The following is a 17,170-nucleotide window of genomic DNA, read 5'->3' on the forward strand; positions in this document are numbered from 1 at the left end:
CAAAAGCGCTTGGTTCCGCGCGAGCGAGCGATCGCTCTCCCGACCGGTCCGAACGCCCGGCTTTTGGTCCCGGCCTCCGTAGGAGGAGTATGACCGATCCCGACCACGACGACGACCTCGCGGCCGCGATCCGTGAGCTCACCCGGACGATCGAGGAGCTCCAAACCGAACTCGAGGGATCCTCCCGCCGCGGTCCCCGGTTTCCCGCGCCCCGCCCGCCGACCCCTCGAGAGCTGCTCCGCGTGGCCGACGAGGTCGCGATCCCGGCGCTGCTGGCGACGCTCGAGTCGAGCGTCCGAACCCTCGAGGCCCTCCAGCGCGGCCTCGAGATCGTCCGCACGGAACGGGAGGTCCGCGACCGCGTCGACGAGAGCACCGACCGCGCCGGAGCGCGCGCGAACGAGGTGCGCCGGGCGACGCTCTCGCAGCTCGACACCGTCCTCGCGGAGCTCCAGCGGGCGGCCTCCGACGGTTCGCTGCCCGCCGACGAGGACGCCCGAGAGCTGCTCGTCGAGGCCCGCGAGCTCCGCGACGAGGTCGACGGGCGACTGCGACGCGCCGTCGAGGGCCGCGGCGAATCCGACGAGGACGGGCCCATCCGGATCGACATCGATCAGCCCGACGGAACGACGGAGGCGGACGAGGACGGCGACGACCCTGACTCGAGCGTCGACGTAGACGCGGAGCTCGAGACGCTCAAGGATCGGTATTCGGAGGAACCCGAGAGTAACGACGACGAAGGCGGTAACGAAACCGGCGAAGAAGAAACCGACGACTCCGGAGACGACGATCCTCAGACCGGTTCGAACCGGTAGCCGTCCCAGTCCTGACTGTCGGGTTCCCTGATGCCGGCGCCGGGCTCGCGGAGTTCCTCCGTGTAGACGGGTTCGACCTCGTCGCCGGTTTCCGCATCCCCGTCCGTGAGCTGTACGAGTGCGCGGACCGACGTCTCGCCGTCTTCACCGTCGCCGATCGCATCGCCTTCCGAGGTCTCGACGACCTCGCTAACGTCGAACTCGACGATCGCGAGGTGGTTGGGTTCCCGGACCCCCGGCGGCGTCGCGGTGCTTGTCGTCCACGTCACGATCTCGGCAGTGTACTCGCTTAGATCGATCGTCTCGACCGGTTCCGCACCGTTTCTGCTGCGCGGGTGACCGGGGTAGCTGATCGTGCCGTCGTCGTACCGGGTCGCTTCCATCGTCATTGTCGTGCCTCCATAATGGTCGTAATAACGCAGTTGCCGAAGCCGCCGACGTTACAGCACAGCCCGACCTCCGCGTCGACCTGGCGGTCGCCGGCCTCGCCCATCAGCTGTTCGTAGATCTCGACGCCCTGGGCGACGCCGCTCGCGCCGAGCGGATGGCCCTTCGACTTGAGTCCGCCGGAGGTGTTGACCGGTAGCTCGCCCGTATCCCGTTCGGTGTACCCCTCCTCGACTAACTCCCAGGCCTCGCCTTGCTCGGCGAACCCTAACCCCTCCATCTGCAGGAACTCGAGGATGGTGAACATGTCGTGGAGCTCGGCGACGTCGATATCGTCGGGGTCGCGTCCGCTCATCTCGTAGGCGCCCTTGCCGCTCTCGACGACCCCGCCCATCACCGTCGGATCCTCGCGTTCGTGGACGACGTGTGTATCGGTGGCGCCGTCGATCCCCGAGATGACGACGTACTCGTCCGTGTACTCCTGGGCGACCGACTCGGGACACAACATCAGCGCGGCCGAGCCGTCGGTGATCGGACAGAAATCGTACAGCCGCAGCGGGTCCGCCACGATCGGCGACTCGAGGACGGTGTCGACGTCGACCTCCTTCTGGAACTGCGCGTGGGGGTTGTCGACGCCGTTTTTGTGGTTCTTCGAGGCGACCTTCGCCAAACTTTCTCGAGGCGCGTCGAAGCGCTCGAGGTAGTGACGCGCGGTCATCCCGGCAAAGGAGGGCAGCGTCACGCCAGTTTTGTACTCGACGGGGTGGGTGAGCGAGGCGATGACGTCGGTCGCTTCGCCCGTCGTCCGATGGGTCATCTTTTCGCCGCCGACGAGCAGCGTCATCTCGCTGGCCCCGCTTGCCACCGACTGCCAGGCGGCGTAGATTCCCGCCCCGCCGCTCGAGCTGGTCTGATCGATACGCTGGGTGTAGGCCGGGATCGCACCGATGTCGTGGGCCAGCCCGTTCATCACGCCGGTCTGTCCCTCGAACTCGCCGCTGGCCATGTTCGAGACGTACAGGTGTTCGACCGTTTCGGCGTCGACGCCCGCGTCCTCGAGACAGTCGAGCCCGGCCTCGGCGAGGAGCTCCTGAACCCACTCCTCGCGTTGCCCGAACTTGGTCATCGAAGCGCCGATGATTGCAACGCGTTCCATACCCTACCCGACTCAAGTCAATGATTTATATTGGAGGGATTGCGGCAGCGTTCGTCGGCCGTCGGTGGCTTCGAGTAGGCGTTTGCCGTCGGCTCACTCCCCCTCGAGTGCGACCAGGGTGCCGTCGGCACGGAGCGCGTAGACGGGACCGTCCGCGAGCGCCAGCCCGCCGTGCGTTCCGATCCTGTCGGTCGGCTCGGTACTCCAGCGGACGGCCTCGTCAGCAATCGACACCGCAAATACCGCGCTCCGATCGTCCTCGGCGACGTACACGGCCTCGTCGGTCGCGATCGGACTCGTTCGACCAACGGTCACCGTTCGCTCGTACTCCGAGTCGAGGTCGACGCGCCAGCGCTCATCGCCGGTTTCGGCGTCGAACCCGACCAGCGGCCCGCCGGCGAGGTAGACGGTATCGTCGGCGACCGCGGGCGACCCCTGGACGGATAGCTCCGACGTCTCGGTCCGCCAGTGCGTCTCCCCGGTTTCGAGGTCGATAGCGGAGACGCCGCCGTCTTCGGCCTGATAGATTACGTCGTCGTCGACGGCGGGAGTTCCACGGAGCCGATCCGCCCTCTCGAGGGACCACACCTCCTCGCCGGTCTCGACGTCGATCGCGTAGAGAATCGACAGCGCCGTATTGCAGACGACCGTCCCTCGAGCGACCGCCGGCGCACTCGAGACCAGCCAGCCGACGGAGCCGTCGAACCCGTCGGCCGTTTCGGGAAGCGTCTCGGTCTCGAAGTGCCACCGCTCCTCACCGCTTTCGGCGTCGATCGCGTAGAGGCCGTAGCCGCCGGCGTACACCGTCCCGTCGGCGACCACCGCCGGCGTCTCGATCCCGGATCCGGACTCCAGTGCCGTTTCCTCGAACGTCCACAGCTCCTCGCCCGTCGCTGCGTCCACCGCGTACACGCCGTCGCTGACGAGGTACAGCCGATCGCCAGCTGCCGTCACCGCCCGGACCGGAACGTCGTCGGATCGGTGCTCGCTGTCGTCCAGATCCGCGAGCGTCGACCCGTCGCCGGTTTCGGAATCCAGCTCTCGGACCTGGCCACTCTCGGTCCCGACGTAGACGGCTCCGTCGGCGACGGCGAGTGCCGGATCGTCGAACTCGAGTGACACGCCGTCGAACGTCCACCGTGGTTCGACGCCGCTCTTCGGTCCGTCGGCCGGCGAGTGTCTCGTGTTCGTTACGTCGTGACCGGCCACCGGCCACCCGTCCGGAGACGTCGTGTCGATCGTTGGCTCGCCATCGTCCGACTCCGAGCCGTTGCTCGCCGACGAACACCCCGCGACGCCGATCGCACCGACCGTCGCGAGCCAGCCGCGTCTCGTTCGCTTGTTCATACGGTTCGTCTCTACCGCGAGAATAAGTGTTTTCTCGGCGTAACGGGCTCGGAAAGCGAGTTACGCCGACTCCGCCGCGGCCGTCTGCAAGTCGCTCGCTCGAGAACGGGCCTGCGAGATGACCGCGGGCCGGGCCTCGAAGGCGACCAGGACGTCCTCGTCGCCGTAGGTGACGTCCTCGACGTGGGCGTTGTCGTGGAGCCAGGAGACTACGCTCATCGTGTCGTCGGTCATCGGCAGGACGAGCCGTTCTTCCTCCCAGTCGGGAAGCTCCCGGTCGATGCGCTCGAGCAGGCCGTCGACGTTCACTCCCTCCTTCGCGCTGACGGTGACCGGGTTCGGCGCGAGCGCGGCCAGCGCCTCGCGTTTCTCGGCGAGTTCCTCCTCGCTCACCTGATCGATCTTGTTCAACACCGTGACGATCGGCGCCTCGTTGCGCTCGTAGAGGGTGTCGTGGCTGGTCACGAGCTTCTCGTGGATCTCGTCGACGTCCTCGCTGACGTCGACGACGAGCAAGACCAGGTCCGCCCGGTAGACCGAGTCAAGCGTCGACTTGAACGACTCGACCAGCCAGTGAGGGAGGTCGCTGATGAAGCCGACGGTGTCGGTGACCAGCACGTCCCGCGGTTCGATGTCGGCCTTTCGGGTCGTCGTTCCCAGCGTCGTGAACAGCCGGTCCTGGGACTCGGCGGTCGCGTCCAGATCCGGGTGGAGATCCTCGTTCTCCTCGACCTCGAGGTCGGTCGCGAGCCGGCGCAGCAGTGTCGACTTTCCGGCGTTGGTGTAACCGGCGAGCGCAACCAGATCGAACCCGGAGTCGCGTCGGCGCTCGCGGCGGTGTTCCTCTGTCTGCTCGATCTGCTCGAGCTCGTCCTTGATGCGGCTGATCTGGGCCTTGATGTCCCGCTCGCGGCTCTCGTCGTACTCGCCGAGCCCCATGAACCCGGGGTGTTCCTCGCGCTTGGCGAGGCTCGTCTTGGCCTCGGCTCGCGGGAGCTCGTAGCGGAGTTCGGCGAGTTCGACCTGGAGCTGGGCCTTCCGGGTCTGGGCGCGCTGGCCGAAGATCTCGAGGATCAGGGTGAAGCGGTCGATGACCTCGACGCCCTCGGGCAGCAGCTGGCCCAGGTTGTACGTCTGGTAGGGACCGAGCCGGTTGTCGAAGATCACCGTCGTCGCCTCGGATCGGTCGGCGACGTCGGCGAGCTCCTCGGCTTTCCCCTCGCCGAGCTGAAGCGCCGCGTCGGCGGTTCGAGACTGGGTCACTTCGCCGACGACGGTGTAGCCGGCCGCCGCCGCGAGCTCACGGATCTCGGTCGTGTCTGGCGTGCCGGAGTCGACTCGTTTGGCGATAATCGCGTTCATGCGGATACTCGTGTGTAGGTCGGGCGGTGGTCGCTCGAGGCGGGGCGCTCGTCGTCGGTGCGGTCGGCCGCAGTCGTCCCGGGGCCGTCGCTCGAGCGACGACGCGCGCGTCCGGAGACGCTACTGATGGCGGTCGAACACCTCCGTTGAACGGTCGCGGAGCATACCCCTGCGTACGCGGTGGATCGTCTTGAATCCAGTGCACGACGGAGAACCGTCGACGGAGCCGGCCTCCGCGGAAGAACCGACGACGCGGCCTACCGCGTGTTGAGGTCGTCCTTGTCCTTGATGAGTTCCGTCTCGGCCTCGCCGCTCGAGTGTTCGTTGACGGTGTCGTAGAACTCGTTCTGCAGTCCCGCGGGGAAGGTGAGCACGCCGATCCAGGAGCCGTCGGCCTGCCACTCCTCGCGCTCGAGGTCGCCGAACTCGCGGATCTTCGACTGCGCGCTGCCGGCGTGCTCGGCGGGGATCTGGACTGCCATCGTCACCTCCTCGAACCGGATCGGGATTACGGGCCGCAGGTCGTCGAGCGCGTCGTCGACCTGCTGCTGGGCGGGTTCCATCGGGTCGACGGTGAAGCCGGCCTCCTCGAGGGCGTTGTCGATCCGCTCGGGCGGATGGGGGGCGTTGTCCATCTGCGGGTTGACCGCGTTTCGCGTGATCGTGTCGATCAGCTGCTTGCGCTTTCGCTCCTGCATCTCGCGGCGCTGGTCGGCCGTGATCTGGATCTCTCCCTCCCTGATGACCTCGGGGATGATCTCCATCGGATCGGTCGTGTCGAACACCTTCTCGAGGTCGTCCTCGGCGGGGCGGTCCCCGCGGGAGGCGTTCTCGAAGACGTCCTCGGCGGCGATGACGTCCTCGAGGTCGCCCTCGAAGTCGCCGCGTTTGATCGCCAGCGCTGCGTCCGGATCGACAAGCACTTCGAAACGCGCCCCGTGTGACTCGAGTCGCGCCGTCACCGCCTCGTCGAGCGATATCATACCGGAGCATACCTCCGGCCGGGTAAAAGAGCTTTTCCTGCCGGCGTTTCGGCGACTACTCGTCGGTTTCCTCGTCCTCGCCGTCGTCGAGCAGCTCGTTCTCCTCGAGGTGGGTCTCGATCTTGTCGTGGTCGAACTGCTCGAAGGACTCGCTCTCGACGTCGATCGTGGCGAGTCCGACCTCGTTGGGCAGCAAGGAGCCGTCGTTGACCGACGCGAGCGCGTCGAGCGCGAGGGCGATGCCGCCGTCGAGGTCGGCCTCGTCGTCGTAGTTCTCCTCGAGATACTCCTGGAGTTCGCCGCGGTCCGAGCCGACCGCCAGGGCCTTCCACTCGTAGGGCGTCCCCGAGGGATCGGTCTCGAACAGTCTCGGCTCGCCGTTGTCGATACCGCCGACGATCAGGGCGACGCCGAACGGCCGCGCCCCGCCGACCTGGGTGTACTGCTGGATGTGGTCGGTGACCTCCTTCGTTAGCGTCTCGACGCCGATCGGCTCGCCGTAGCGGAGATGGTTGACCTGCGCCTGCCGACGGGCGAAGTCGATCAGCTGGCGGGCGTCGGCCACGTGGCCGGCGCTCGCGATGCCGACGTGGTCGTCGGCCTTGTGAATCTTCTCGACGCTCGAGTCCTCCAGCAGCGGGGAGGGAACTCGCTTGTCGACGGCGAGCACGACGCCGTCGCTGGTTCGCACGCCGATGCTTGCTGTGCCTCGCTTGACCGCCTCGCGAGCGTACTCGACCTGGTACAGTCGGCCGTCGGGCGAGAAGATCGTGATGCCGCGGTCGTACGCCTGCTGTTGTTGTTGTCCCTGCATAGTATCACGCGAAACTGCAATCGAGGTCTGTCGCGCCCACGAACGCGTCATCGAGTCGCACGTCTGCAGACCCGTCGCGCACGACGGCGACTCGCTCCTCGTTCCGGAACACGACGTTTCTCTCCTTCGATTCTTGCCGGCGGCGTCCTAAATAGTTTTCTTCACCGGCACGGATCGTGCCACTGATACCGCGGACCCGAATCCCGACCGCAGCGCCGTCGATCTCGTCGATACAGGCGATTGCCGCTCTGGCGGGTTCGGTCTCGCCCCGACGGACCCGGACGATCGCGGAACCGGTTCCGTCCTCGAACTCGAAGCGAACGACGGTCAGATCGGCCGCGGCGCTGCCCGGATCGCCGAGCAGGTTCTGTCCCGCGTACCAACACTCCCGCTGGAAGGCTCGCCGGCCGATCTCGGCGTCGGGCCAGCCCTCGAGCTCGAGGGCGAGGTAGCGCCACCGGGGCTGGAGGTGTTTCGGGAGGTGTTTCATTCGCCCGAGTCCGCGTCGGGAGTCTCGGCCTCGGCGACCGGACTCCGCTCGGCGACCAGTACGCCGACCTGGTCGTGGACCCGCTCGACGGCCGTCAGCGAGAAGCCCGCGCTCGTGAACGCGTCCGCGAGGGTGCCGACGGTCGCCGGGTCGTCGACGTCGGGCGAGTAAAACGGCGCCTCGGGGTCGGGCTCGCCGAAGAACATCACGTCGCCGAGGACGAACGTTCGGGGCTCGAGGCCGGCGATCACCTCGATCGCCTCCCGTTTCTCCTCGTCCGAGAGGTGGTGCATGGCGAAGTTCGACGTGACGATGTCGACGGGGCCGTCGTACTCGGGTTCGCGGAAAGTGCCGCGGTCGAGTTCCACGTTCTCGAGACGCTCATCCCGGGCCTTCGTTCTCGCCTCGTCCATCATCCCCTCGCTGATGTCCCGGCCGACGACCCGCTCGGCGTCGGGCGCGAGCGCGAGCGCGATGGCGCCGGTTCCGGTTCCCAGATCGAGGACGACGTCCTCGGCGTCGGGCGCGGCGTGTTCGATCACCAGGTTCGCGCAGGCGCGGTACTCGTCGGATTTCGACTCGTCGTACTCGCCCGCTTTCTCGTCGAAGCGAGCGGCGTGTTCCTCAGGACTCTTCTTCATACTTGCTCCGTTCGATCCCCGGCTCAATGAACGATGCGAATGAGGTGCCGTATGGGGTTCCCCTTGTTCCCATCAATTACGTATCTTATACACTTCTATCGAATTTAAGTGCGAGTGTATGGGCGATAACCATTAGATATAAGCAAAGGCATAATAGGTACAGGTTGTGGTAGACCAAACACCATCACGGCGAACAATCCTGAAAGGTGTCACAGCAGGCAGCGTTCCAATTGCGATGGGGTCCGCCTCAGGCAATCCTGGCGCGAAGAACAATGGAAACGGCCCGAAGACGGATTTGGAGATACTAGACTCAGCAGCCAAATCCCACTCGGAGGCACATAAGGATGCACACGCTGTGTTAGATGATGAGACGGTAACTGAATTGAGTGATGAAATCAACAGTAGTACGAACTTTGGCCTCAGCGACGACGCGTTCATCGCTATTGAGTTGGTAACGTCCGATCCGTCGGTGAATAATCGTAATCCCGCTATCCTTCACTTGCCGCTTGCTTCGGACGATGAAGAATACACTGTTGATAATGGTGGCGTCCTCATGGCCTTGGTCGTTGACCACGGAGACGATCGTGTCCCGATTCAGGCGATGGGGATCACGAGAGAAGAAACCGAAGACAAAATTAGCACTCAATCATCCGACGGGACAGAAGTGTCGGTCGAAATGAAGGTATTCGGCGAAAACGAAACGTCTGGATTAGGGCTCCTTGAAACCACGGCAGACACACCAGCGCGTGAGGATTCCGTTTCGACACAATCGATTCACGGTTCCGTCGGTTGTGAGATGTGTACTACGATCATTGCGACCGCCTGTGTAGGCTCTTCTCGTATCACCCAAACATCCTGTGCGAAGGCCGCAGTATCGGCTGGCGCATTCAATCCGTGGGCGGGCGGTGCTGCGGCGGCGTTTTGCCTCTACGTCGTTCAAAACGCTACGACGCTCACCTGCACTGCCGCTCCCGGGACGATCTGCGTCGGAGCAGGTATTTGTGATTAACGATTTGATATAACAAAATGCCATCTACGATAAGGATTTATGTGAAACTTCTACAGTCGAATAGTGCTATCGGAAAGAACGGGTTGGAGAACGTATATGAGCACGGACAATAACTCACTCGAGCGGTACCGACAGTGGATTATCGCCGGAACAGCCGCCCTCAAAATTGGACTCGTTGTGTACGGCGTTTGGGTGACGCTTGCGGTTTACCAGGCTGGACTCGAATGGTTGGCCCTCAGTTTCGGCATCGGTGGCGGGCTCTATCTCCTCGTCGAGGCGGTAGCCGACTGGCGGAAGGGACGACGGCCATGGATGCCGACTCGGCGAGTCATCGCAACGGAATTTGACAAATCACCATCGATTCGGCGTGGTAGTATCATCGGTGTGGTTGCCGCGAAACTGACGGTCATCGGACTCTGGGCATTCGTGACCTATACGGTCTATCAGGCAGGATTAGAGGGGATTGCCGCGAGTTTCGTTTTCCTCGGAGCCACCTACGTAGTCGCCAGACTCGCACTCGATTTGCGAGCGGGCCGTCCGCCGTGGCTCCCGATGGATCGCGTGCCGCTATTCGAGTAATCTCAGAACTGTCAGCTATCGTCGGCCTCGTACTGTCCCCATTCAACCCCCGGCTCAATGAACGACTCGGAGTCGATCCGGCGATTGCGCTCGGCGAGTCGTCCCCACTCGGCGAGCCCGTCTTCGATAAAGTCGCTCGAGAGGCCGACCTCCTCGCCCAGCGCCCGCAGTTCGCGGGGTGCGCGCAGCTCGAGGTGCGACGCCGGGTCGGCGCTGACGACGTAGGGCGCGTCGTAGTAGTCGACGATCTCCTCGAGTTTCCGCAGCGACTGGATCGACCGCACTCTCCGGCCGCCGCTTGCTCGAAGGACCCCCGAGAGATCGAACTCGATGCGGACGCCGTTCTCGACGGCCGCCTTCGCCAGCACGTGGTTGACGTCGCCGTCGCCGGCCATCGGGCCCGCCAGCACGTCGACCTTCGCCTGCTCGACGGCGAACCGGTTCAGGGCGTCGGTCCCGCCCTCGAGCGCGAGGATCGTATGCGAGGGACGGAAGTTGCCGACGGAGCCGCTCGCCTGCTCCGGGTCGTCGGCCCGGATCTCGACGCCGTCGACGACGTCGATCCCGTACTCGTCGGCGATCGCGTCGGCGTCGTAGTCGGCTCGAGCGCCGGAGTGGTTGCGCACGACCACGCCCTCGTAGCCGTAGTCGGCCGCCCGCTTCGCGAGCCTGGCGACCGTGCTCTGTCCCTCGGGGTGGGCGCGGACGGCCTCGTACATACTCGAATGCTCTCGGGGCCGCGACTTGGGGTTTGCGTCACGCGCTCACCCGACTCCCTCGAGCAACAGATCATCGAGCAACGGATTACGGCCGGGAGCGCGCTCGCCGAATTCGGCGAGCGCGCGACTCAACGGAAGAGCAAGTTCTTCCGAGCATCGCGAACGCGCAGCGTTCGCTCAACGGGGAAGGGCAGGCGATCACACCGCAACCGACCGCGAGCGAACCCGGTGGGTGAGCGAGCGGGCCGACGACCGATGTGAACGAACGACTGGAAGGAGTGAGAGAACGGAGGGAGGAGTGCTTTTGATCAACCTTTTACCGAGGGACAGCGCGCTGGCGGCAGCTCTGCTGCCGTCAGCGTGCAAGACCGCAGAGTAAAAGGTTGTTAGTTGAGAATCGACTGCGCCACAGTTGCGAGCTGGCCGTTGTCGGCCTCGGTGAGTCGCTCGTCGCCGATCTTCAGGCGCAGGCGCGGACGACCGACGTCGATGGGAACCTTCTCGGTGTCGATCAGGCCCATGTCCTCGAGCTTGGTCTTCGTTCGGCTGAACGTCGCCTTGCTGGCGATGCCGACGTCCTCGCCCCACTTGCTGATGTCGTACAGCAGCGCCTCGTTTTTCGCGGCGACGAGTAGCGAGATCGTGACCTCGTCGAGTCCGTCGCCGTCGCCGCGGGCGGTCTCGAGCGAGTCGAGGATCGCGCTGAAGTCCTCCTGTGCGTCGGGGCTGATCTCCTCGGAGAGCGTGTTCTGGACGTCCGAGATCGGCGGCGTCCGGAGGTTGAACTGCGAGGCGTCCTCCCAGCGGGTCGCGTAGGCGTCGTGGGTGTCCTCGACGAAGCTCTCGTCGTCGGTGACGAGTCCGCCGACGCGGTCGTTAGCGTGGACGATGGCGACGACGCTGTCCTCGGTGACCAGCAGGGAGTTCTCGGGGGCCTCCTCGAGCGAGCGCAGCGAGAGCGCGCCCTGGCTGACGAGGTCGGCTGCGTTCGAGGCGACGATGAAGTCGTCCATGACGTCTTTGAGTGTCCGCTCGTCGGCGAGCATGTGTACCGACGGGAGGTCGCCCTCGAAGGCGGTCGCCACGGAGACGAACTGTTCGATGGCATCCCGGGAGGGGTTTACCATGTACACGTCGCCGCTCGCGTCTTCGAGTACCGATTCGAGGATATCGTCAATCTGGTGATTGAGTAAATTCGAGGTCATGCCAATACAGAAGTAAACGAGGTACAGTTACTTAATTTTGGTGGCCGTTTTTCCCGGCAGAACCGACGGTTTCCGCTGTGGCGAGACAGGGGGATCGCGAGACCACCGTCGAATCAGGCCGTCCGAGGCTCGTCCGACCGCTTATTTATGTCTATATTTAGTGACAGTAAATTAGTATTATATCTCCCTACATCTATATTTATATTTGAAATTACGACAAAACTTATGTTCACCTTCTGTTATTGTAGGGTTGCATGGGTGCATTTGGTAACCTAATCGAGGCGGTGCAGATGGGTGTCGAACGACGAGTACGAACTAGCGGCGACGACCGCTCGCTCCTCCGAGCGAGCGGCGTCAGCACGTACAGCGGCCCGTAGCGGTTCAGACTAACCGCGACCACAGTTCTCCGGACCAGTAGATATCGCCGTCGTAGATGACCGACGACTCCGTATCCTTGAGCAGTGACAAAAGTTCCGATCGATCCAACGTGAAACTGGATTCGTTGCCACAGAGGTAGGCGTACTCGCTGCCGGTCGTGTGTGGCACGTAGTACGATCCCGTCGCACGCGTTGAGTAGCAGTCGAACGTCACCAGATACCGGTCGCTCTCGAGTTCCTCGAGGGTAATCGTCGTCGGGAGCCGGCTGTCGCTCTGGGTGAGCGAGTGGGTTCCGTCGCCGACGACGGCGTAGTCCTTGCCCATCATGATCCGGCGGCGGGCGAGTCGAAGCGCGCGCTCGATACTGAACCCCCGGACGAGGAGTTTGGCGAACGTCGATCCGACCTTGATGGCGTGATCGTTCAACACCTTCCGGAACGTGACCGCGCCCGCGACGCTTCCCTTCTCGATCAGCTCCATGCCCTCGTAGTAGGAGCCACAGGCGTTGAGGAAGAACGTCTGTGCGGAACACTGCTCGAGGCTCGATGCCGAGAGCGTCCCGTCGGTACAGCGGAGGCCGTCGGTCTCGCAGTGGCCGATGTAGTGGACGAAGTCGTACTCGCTCTCGAACACCGTCGCGAGTTCGGCCCTCGTCAGTCCCTCCTCGACGGTGATGTCCATGCGAACCTCGTTCGATCGTCGCCGGTATATCTCGGCGACGTCGTCGTGTTCCCCGGCCATCTCGGGATCGTTCAGGACGACGCAGATCGAGGTCGACTCGCTCGAGCGCTCGAGGTACTCCAGTCGGTTGTGGTAGGCGGCCGCCGTCGATTTGAAAACGTCGATCGGGACGCCGTCGGCGAGCCAGCCGTGAACCCGTGCGTCCCGGAGATCGGGTTTGACGATGTCGACCGACGCGACCTGTCCGGAGTGAGCTCCCCCCGGTGAGCCGTTTCCGCCGCGATAGAAGTCGGTCAGCGAGCGTTCGATCAGCTCCTGGCCCTCGAGCTCGGAGGTGCGGGGCGTGTACAGCAGGCTCATTCGGTCGAGCAGGAACGGCAGCGTCTCGACGGTTTCGTACTCGGGAGCGACGTACGTCGCGAGGTGCCACTCCGGAAGACGGTGCTCGACCGCCTCGTAGGGAACGTCGAGGTAGGTCGCGAGCCGCGTCGCGGGCGTCGCATCGTAGAGCCGTTCGGCGTCGAGTTCGAGGACGTCGAGCAGGCTGGACTCGGCGAGTTGAGTCCCGTACGGGCCGACGTTGCGGGCCAGACAGTCCAGAAAGAACGTCTTCCGGAGGAGCCGTTCGACGTCTCGCTCGAGGCCGGGCATGGGCGACAGCTCCCGTTCGACGCCCCGGTCGGGAACGCGAAGCCGCGGACGCGTTCCGACGATGTCGTCGCTGGTCGTCGTTCGCACCGTCGCCTGGAGGTAGTACGCGAGCGACGCGGTAGCGTACAGCGACTCGTAGTTGGGCGGGACGACGAACTCGATGCCGCTCTCTCGGTGCTCGGATCGGATCCCATCGGGGATCTCCAGTTCGTCGCCGAACTCGATCAGCGGCGGATGACCGCGCAGCGTCGGATACGTGCGGTCGGGGCTGGTGGTCTTGTACGACGATGCGAGATGGGAGATAGCCGTCGCGATTTCGGACGGGGAGTCGGGGACGGTGATCGTTCCGGCGGGGCGCTCGTGACGACTTCGAAGGCCGACGATGACACGGATCGGCTCCGGAAAGGAGACCACGATCGACTCGAAGTCGTCGGTCTTCCGGATCGTCGCGCGTCCGGAAAAGCGGAGGTAGCTCTTGATCTCCGTGTCCACGTCGATCACGTACTCGTCGGGCGGCAGGGAGAGGGGTTCGCCGCCCGGATCGAGCTCGTACCGCGCGCTCGAGCCGAGCGCGAACGCGTAGACGACGGCGTTCGGGAACCGAAGCTCCTCGGTCGTGACGGTGATCGTCTCGTCGACCGGGCGCGGTATCTCCCGACCGGAGCCAACGACGGAGAGGTCGCTCCCGACGACGGTGAGTTCGGCGTTATCCGTGTCCATCACGTGGAGCGTTTCCCCGGCCGTCGCCCACTCGATCATTCGGTATGCTCAATACCCGCCCGATTAGTTAGGTGTATCGGACGTGTCCTCCGATCCGGAACGTTTCGCCGGACGAGAGCTACTGGCTCGACTTGCCGTAGACGGGTACACTTATGCGCCCACCGGACCGCACACCAGATATGGATCACGAGCACGTCCGGGACGTCGACCCCGCCGTCGCCGACGCACTCGAGGGAGAGGTCGATCGACAGCGGGAGTCGCTCCAGATGATCGCCAGCGAAAACCACGTCAGTCGCGCCGTCATCGACGCCCAGGGGAGCGCCCTGACGAACAAGTACGCCGAGGGCTACCCCGGCGAGCGCTACTACGGCGGCTGCGAGTACGCCGACGACGTCGAGGAGCTGGCGATCGACCGCGCCACGGAGCTGTTCGGCGCCGAGCACGTCAACGTCCAGCCCCACTCGGGCACCCAGGCCAACCAGGCCGTCTACTTCGCGATGCTCGAGCCCGGCGATAAGATCCTCTCGCTCGATCTGAACCACGGCGGCCACCTGAGCCACGGCCACCCCGCGAACTTCGTCGGTCAGCTCTACGACGTCGAGCAGTACGAGGTCGACCCCGAAACCGGCTACCTCGACTACGAGGGGCTGGCCGACCACGCCGCCGAGTTCGAACCCGACGTCATCGTCTCGGGGTACTCGGCGTACCCCCGGGAGGTCGAGTGGGAGCGCATTCAGGAGGCCGCCGACGAGGTCGGCGCCTACCACCTTGCGGACATCGCCCATATTACGGGACTGGTCGCCGCCGACGTTCACGCCTCGCCCGTCGGCGTCGCCGACTTCGTCACCGGCAGCACCCACAAGACGATCCGCTCGGGACGGGGCGGCATCGTCATGTGCGACGAGGAGTACGCCGACGACATCGACGCCGCCGTCTTCCCCGGCGGACAGGGTGGCCCGCTGATGCACAATATCGCCGGCAAGGCCGTCGGCTTCAAGGAGGCCCTCGAGCCCGAGTTCGAGGAGTACGCCTCTCAGACCGTCGCCAACGCGAAGGCGCTCGGCGAGGGACTCTCGGAGCACGGCTTCTCGCTGGTCTCGGGCGGAACCGACAACCACCTCGTGCTGGTCGACCTCCGTGAGAGCCATCCCGACACCTCCGGCGGCGACGCAGAGGAGGCCCTCGAGGACGCCGGCATCGTCCTCAACGGGAATACGGTTCCCGGCGAGACCCGCTCGCCGTTCGACCCCTCGGGGATCCGCGCCGGCACGGCCGGACTGACGACCCGAGGGTTCGACGAGGACGACTGCCGCGAGGTCGCGGACCTGATCGCTCGCGTCGTCGATGCCCCCGACGACGAGGACGTCATCGCCGAGGTCCGTGAGGACGTCGAGGCGCTGTGTACGGAGAACCCGCTGTACGAGTAGTCGGCCCGATTCGGACCGATTGCGTTCGGCTTGTCGCGTTCGTTTCCACCGGTGACTCGTGTCCGAATGTGCACCTGGCACGGTCACATGTGGCACGCGTGGCGTCCTAGTCGTCGTTGCCACCGCTGTTTTCGTCGATGGCCTCGTGTTTGTGGAGCAAGGTCATCCTCTCGCGGAGGTCTTCGCCTTCCTCGCCGTAGGTTCGCACACGATAGACGTACAACAGCGACACCAATCCGATCCAGACGGCCTGTAGTACGAGCGCCGACGGAGCACCGAGGGCGACGAAGATCATGAACGCGCCCGAGACGACGACGTTGCCGACGGCGACGACCTTCAGCAGCCACGGCGGGAGCTTGTAGAACGAGTACTGGTAGCGCTGGGGGAACGTCTTCGGCAGGTTCCACAGCGCGACGGCGCTGATCATGAAGCTGATAAAGATGCCGGTGACCGTCACGGTGACGAGCCAGTCGAGGACGTCGACCGCGAGGATTCCGTCTAGGGGTCCCATCAGCGGCGCGGCGAGCAGCGGCGGGAGGCTGAGCAACAGGAGCGCGCGATGGGGCGTATTGTACCGATCGTGGATCCCCGCGAAGAAGCCGGGGACGACGTCGTCGCGGGCCGCACGCATGATCGTTCGCGAGTAGGAGGTGTACAGCGTATTGGTCGTCGTCGCCGCGGCGACGAGTGCGCCGAGCGCGACGAACGCGATCGCCCACCCGGGCATGATGCCGTCTGCAACGGCCGCGAGACCGCCCTCGACGGCCTGTCCGTCCTCACCGACGATCGACTCCCACGGAACCGCACCGACGAGCGCCACGACGGTTCCGATCGTCAGGACGGCGACGAGCGCCATCCCGACGGCCAGCACGCGCGGGATGTTCTTCGCCGGGTTCTCGAGTTCCTCGCCGATCTCGATGATCATGGCGAAGCCCTGAAAGGGGATATACAGCGTCACGGCAGCCAGGAAGAAGGGTGCGTAGCCGTCGGCGAACGGTTCGCCCTCGCCCGCCGGAAACAGCGGCGTGACGTTCGACGCCTCGAAGGAGGTGAGTCCGCCGGCGATGAACGTTACCATCGCTGCCATCAGAAGACAGACCAGCAGGATCTGGACGCCAGCGGCCAGTCGCACGCCGACGTAGTTGAACGTCAGGAAGACACCCAACAGCAAGTAGACCGAGACCAGCGTCGGGAGTTCGACGAACACGGGGACGTACTCGGCGAATCCGAGCGCGGCGAACAGCAGATACGCCCAGACCGCCATCACCGGAACCGCGACTCCCAGGAACCCCCAGTACGGACCGACCAGCCGCGAGGCGTAGACGTACGTACCCCCGGCGACCGGGATCGCCCCGCCGAGTTGCAACAGCAGGAGGATTCCCAGGATCATCGGGATCACCGATAGCAGGATCGCGACGACGATGCTCGGCCCCGCGACGACCGCCATCTGTGTCGGTACGATGAAGATGCTCATTCCCACCGCCGTCCCGATGAGCAACGCTACTGCGGCGATCGGGCCGACCCGCTCGTTGATCAGCTTGAACTCGTCCTCAGACATCGATAGTATGCAAGTCAATACCAAGCAGTCAGATATTAACATTGTTGTTTATACGCCAACTACTAGTGGAGATCGGAAGGGTGGAAGCGAGTTAGCCTGATACTGTTCAGAGTACGTGCTGGTAACGAATACTGGTTGGCTCTGCTATGAGAGTCCCCCGTCAACTTCGATGGGAGGTATTGGTCGGTGACGGATCGGCGACTACTTCGACTATCCGGTTACCGGTCTCGGAATAGTCGATTTCACGG

Annotated in this window: 16 protein-coding genes; 4 read left to right on the forward strand and 12 right to left on the reverse strand. The window is 64.5% G+C overall.

What is annotated here, in order from left to right; all coding sequences use genetic code 11:
* The first annotated feature begins 89 nt into the window (after positions 1–89).
* Positions 90–815, forward strand: coding sequence for a DUF7547 family protein (locus ACFEMD_RS17290; RefSeq protein WP_394742489.1), 726 nt, complete (start codon positions 90–92; stop codon positions 813–815).
* On the opposite strand, the gene ACFEMD_RS17295 is transcribed toward ACFEMD_RS17290, so the two are convergent.
* The 8 genes from ACFEMD_RS17295 to ACFEMD_RS17330 form a co-directional block, all read right to left on the reverse strand.
* A complete protein-coding gene (locus tag ACFEMD_RS17295; protein WP_394742490.1) occupies positions 794–1,204 on the reverse strand; it encodes a nucleic acid-binding protein in 411 nt (136 codons plus the stop codon). The two genes, ACFEMD_RS17290 and ACFEMD_RS17295, sit on opposite strands and share 22 nt — an antisense overlap.
* Positions 1,201–2,358, reverse strand: a complete 1,158-nt coding sequence (locus ACFEMD_RS17300; RefSeq protein WP_394742491.1) for a thiolase family protein — start codon at positions 2,356–2,358, stop codon at positions 1,201–1,203. Before ACFEMD_RS17300 ends, ACFEMD_RS17295 begins: the two co-directional genes overlap by 4 nt.
* A gap of 93 nt (positions 2,359–2,451) precedes the next feature.
* On the reverse strand, positions 2,452–3,705 hold the full coding sequence (locus ACFEMD_RS17305; RefSeq protein WP_394742492.1) for an outer membrane protein assembly factor BamB family protein: 1,254 nt from the start codon (positions 3,703–3,705) through the stop codon (positions 2,452–2,454).
* Between the two features lie 60 nt (positions 3,706–3,765).
* Complete coding sequence (hflX, locus tag ACFEMD_RS17310) at positions 3,766–5,067, reverse strand: GTPase HflX (protein ID WP_005555593.1); 1,302 nt, start codon at positions 5,065–5,067, stop codon at positions 3,766–3,768.
* Positions 5,068–5,324: 257 nt separating this feature from the next.
* The gene (locus ACFEMD_RS17315; protein WP_394742493.1) at positions 5,325–6,050 is read right to left on the reverse strand and encodes a ribosome assembly factor SBDS; all 726 of its coding nucleotides are present in this window, start codon (positions 6,048–6,050) and stop codon (positions 5,325–5,327) included.
* Positions 6,051–6,105: 55 nt separating this feature from the next.
* On the reverse strand, positions 6,106–6,864 hold the full coding sequence (gene psmA, locus ACFEMD_RS17320; RefSeq protein WP_394742494.1) for an archaeal proteasome endopeptidase complex subunit alpha: 759 nt from the start codon (positions 6,862–6,864) through the stop codon (positions 6,106–6,108).
* A 4-nt stretch (positions 6,865–6,868) separates the two neighbouring features.
* A complete protein-coding gene (locus ACFEMD_RS17325; RefSeq protein WP_394742496.1) occupies positions 6,869–7,354 on the reverse strand; it encodes an Rpp14/Pop5 family protein in 486 nt (161 codons plus the stop codon).
* Positions 7,351–7,995, reverse strand: coding sequence for a class I SAM-dependent methyltransferase (locus ACFEMD_RS17330; RefSeq protein ID WP_394742497.1), 645 nt, complete (start codon positions 7,993–7,995; stop codon positions 7,351–7,353). Before ACFEMD_RS17330 ends, ACFEMD_RS17325 begins: the two co-directional genes overlap by 4 nt.
* A gap of 166 nt (positions 7,996–8,161) precedes the next feature.
* On the opposite strand from ACFEMD_RS17330, the gene ACFEMD_RS17335 reads away from it, so the two are divergent.
* A complete protein-coding gene (locus ACFEMD_RS17335) occupies positions 8,162–9,004 on the forward strand; it encodes a halocin C8-like domain-containing protein (RefSeq protein WP_394742498.1) in 843 nt (280 codons plus the stop codon).
* Positions 9,005–9,100: 96 nt separating this feature from the next.
* On the forward strand, positions 9,101–9,583 hold the full coding sequence (locus ACFEMD_RS17340; protein WP_394742500.1) for a hypothetical protein: 483 nt from the start codon (positions 9,101–9,103) through the stop codon (positions 9,581–9,583).
* A gap of 11 nt (positions 9,584–9,594) precedes the next feature.
* Here ACFEMD_RS17340 and ACFEMD_RS17345 read toward each other — a convergent pair whose 3' ends face one another.
* The 3 genes from ACFEMD_RS17345 to ACFEMD_RS17355 all read right to left on the reverse strand — a co-directional run bounded on the left by ACFEMD_RS17345 (position 9,595) and on the right by ACFEMD_RS17355 (position 13,976).
* Complete coding sequence (locus ACFEMD_RS17345) at positions 9,595–10,302, reverse strand: RNase P subunit p30 family protein (RefSeq protein ID WP_394742502.1); 708 nt, start codon at positions 10,300–10,302, stop codon at positions 9,595–9,597.
* Positions 10,303–10,688: 386 nt separating this feature from the next.
* Positions 10,689–11,507: a transcriptional regulator TbsP gene (gene tbsP, locus ACFEMD_RS17350; RefSeq protein ID WP_005555580.1), complete on the reverse strand. Its 819-nt coding sequence runs from the start codon at positions 11,505–11,507 to the stop codon at positions 10,689–10,691.
* 381 nt (positions 11,508–11,888) lie between these two features.
* A complete protein-coding gene (locus ACFEMD_RS17355) occupies positions 11,889–13,976 on the reverse strand; it encodes a hypothetical protein (RefSeq protein ID WP_394742504.1) in 2,088 nt (695 codons plus the stop codon).
* Positions 13,977–14,116: 140 nt separating this feature from the next.
* On the opposite strand from ACFEMD_RS17355, the gene glyA reads away from it, so the two are divergent.
* On the forward strand, positions 14,117–15,364 hold the full coding sequence (gene glyA, locus ACFEMD_RS17360) for a serine hydroxymethyltransferase (protein WP_394742506.1): 1,248 nt from the start codon (positions 14,117–14,119) through the stop codon (positions 15,362–15,364).
* 106 nt (positions 15,365–15,470) lie between these two features.
* On the opposite strand, the gene ACFEMD_RS17365 is transcribed toward glyA, so the two are convergent.
* On the reverse strand, positions 15,471–16,922 hold the full coding sequence (locus ACFEMD_RS17365; RefSeq protein WP_394742508.1) for an APC family permease: 1,452 nt from the start codon (positions 16,920–16,922) through the stop codon (positions 15,471–15,473).
* Between the last annotated feature and the right edge of the window lie 248 nt (positions 16,923–17,170).

The sequence above is a fragment of the Natronococcus roseus genome (assembly GCF_043677095.1).
GTDB classification, from domain to species: domain Archaea; phylum Halobacteriota; class Halobacteria; order Halobacteriales; family Natrialbaceae; genus Natronococcus; species Natronococcus roseus.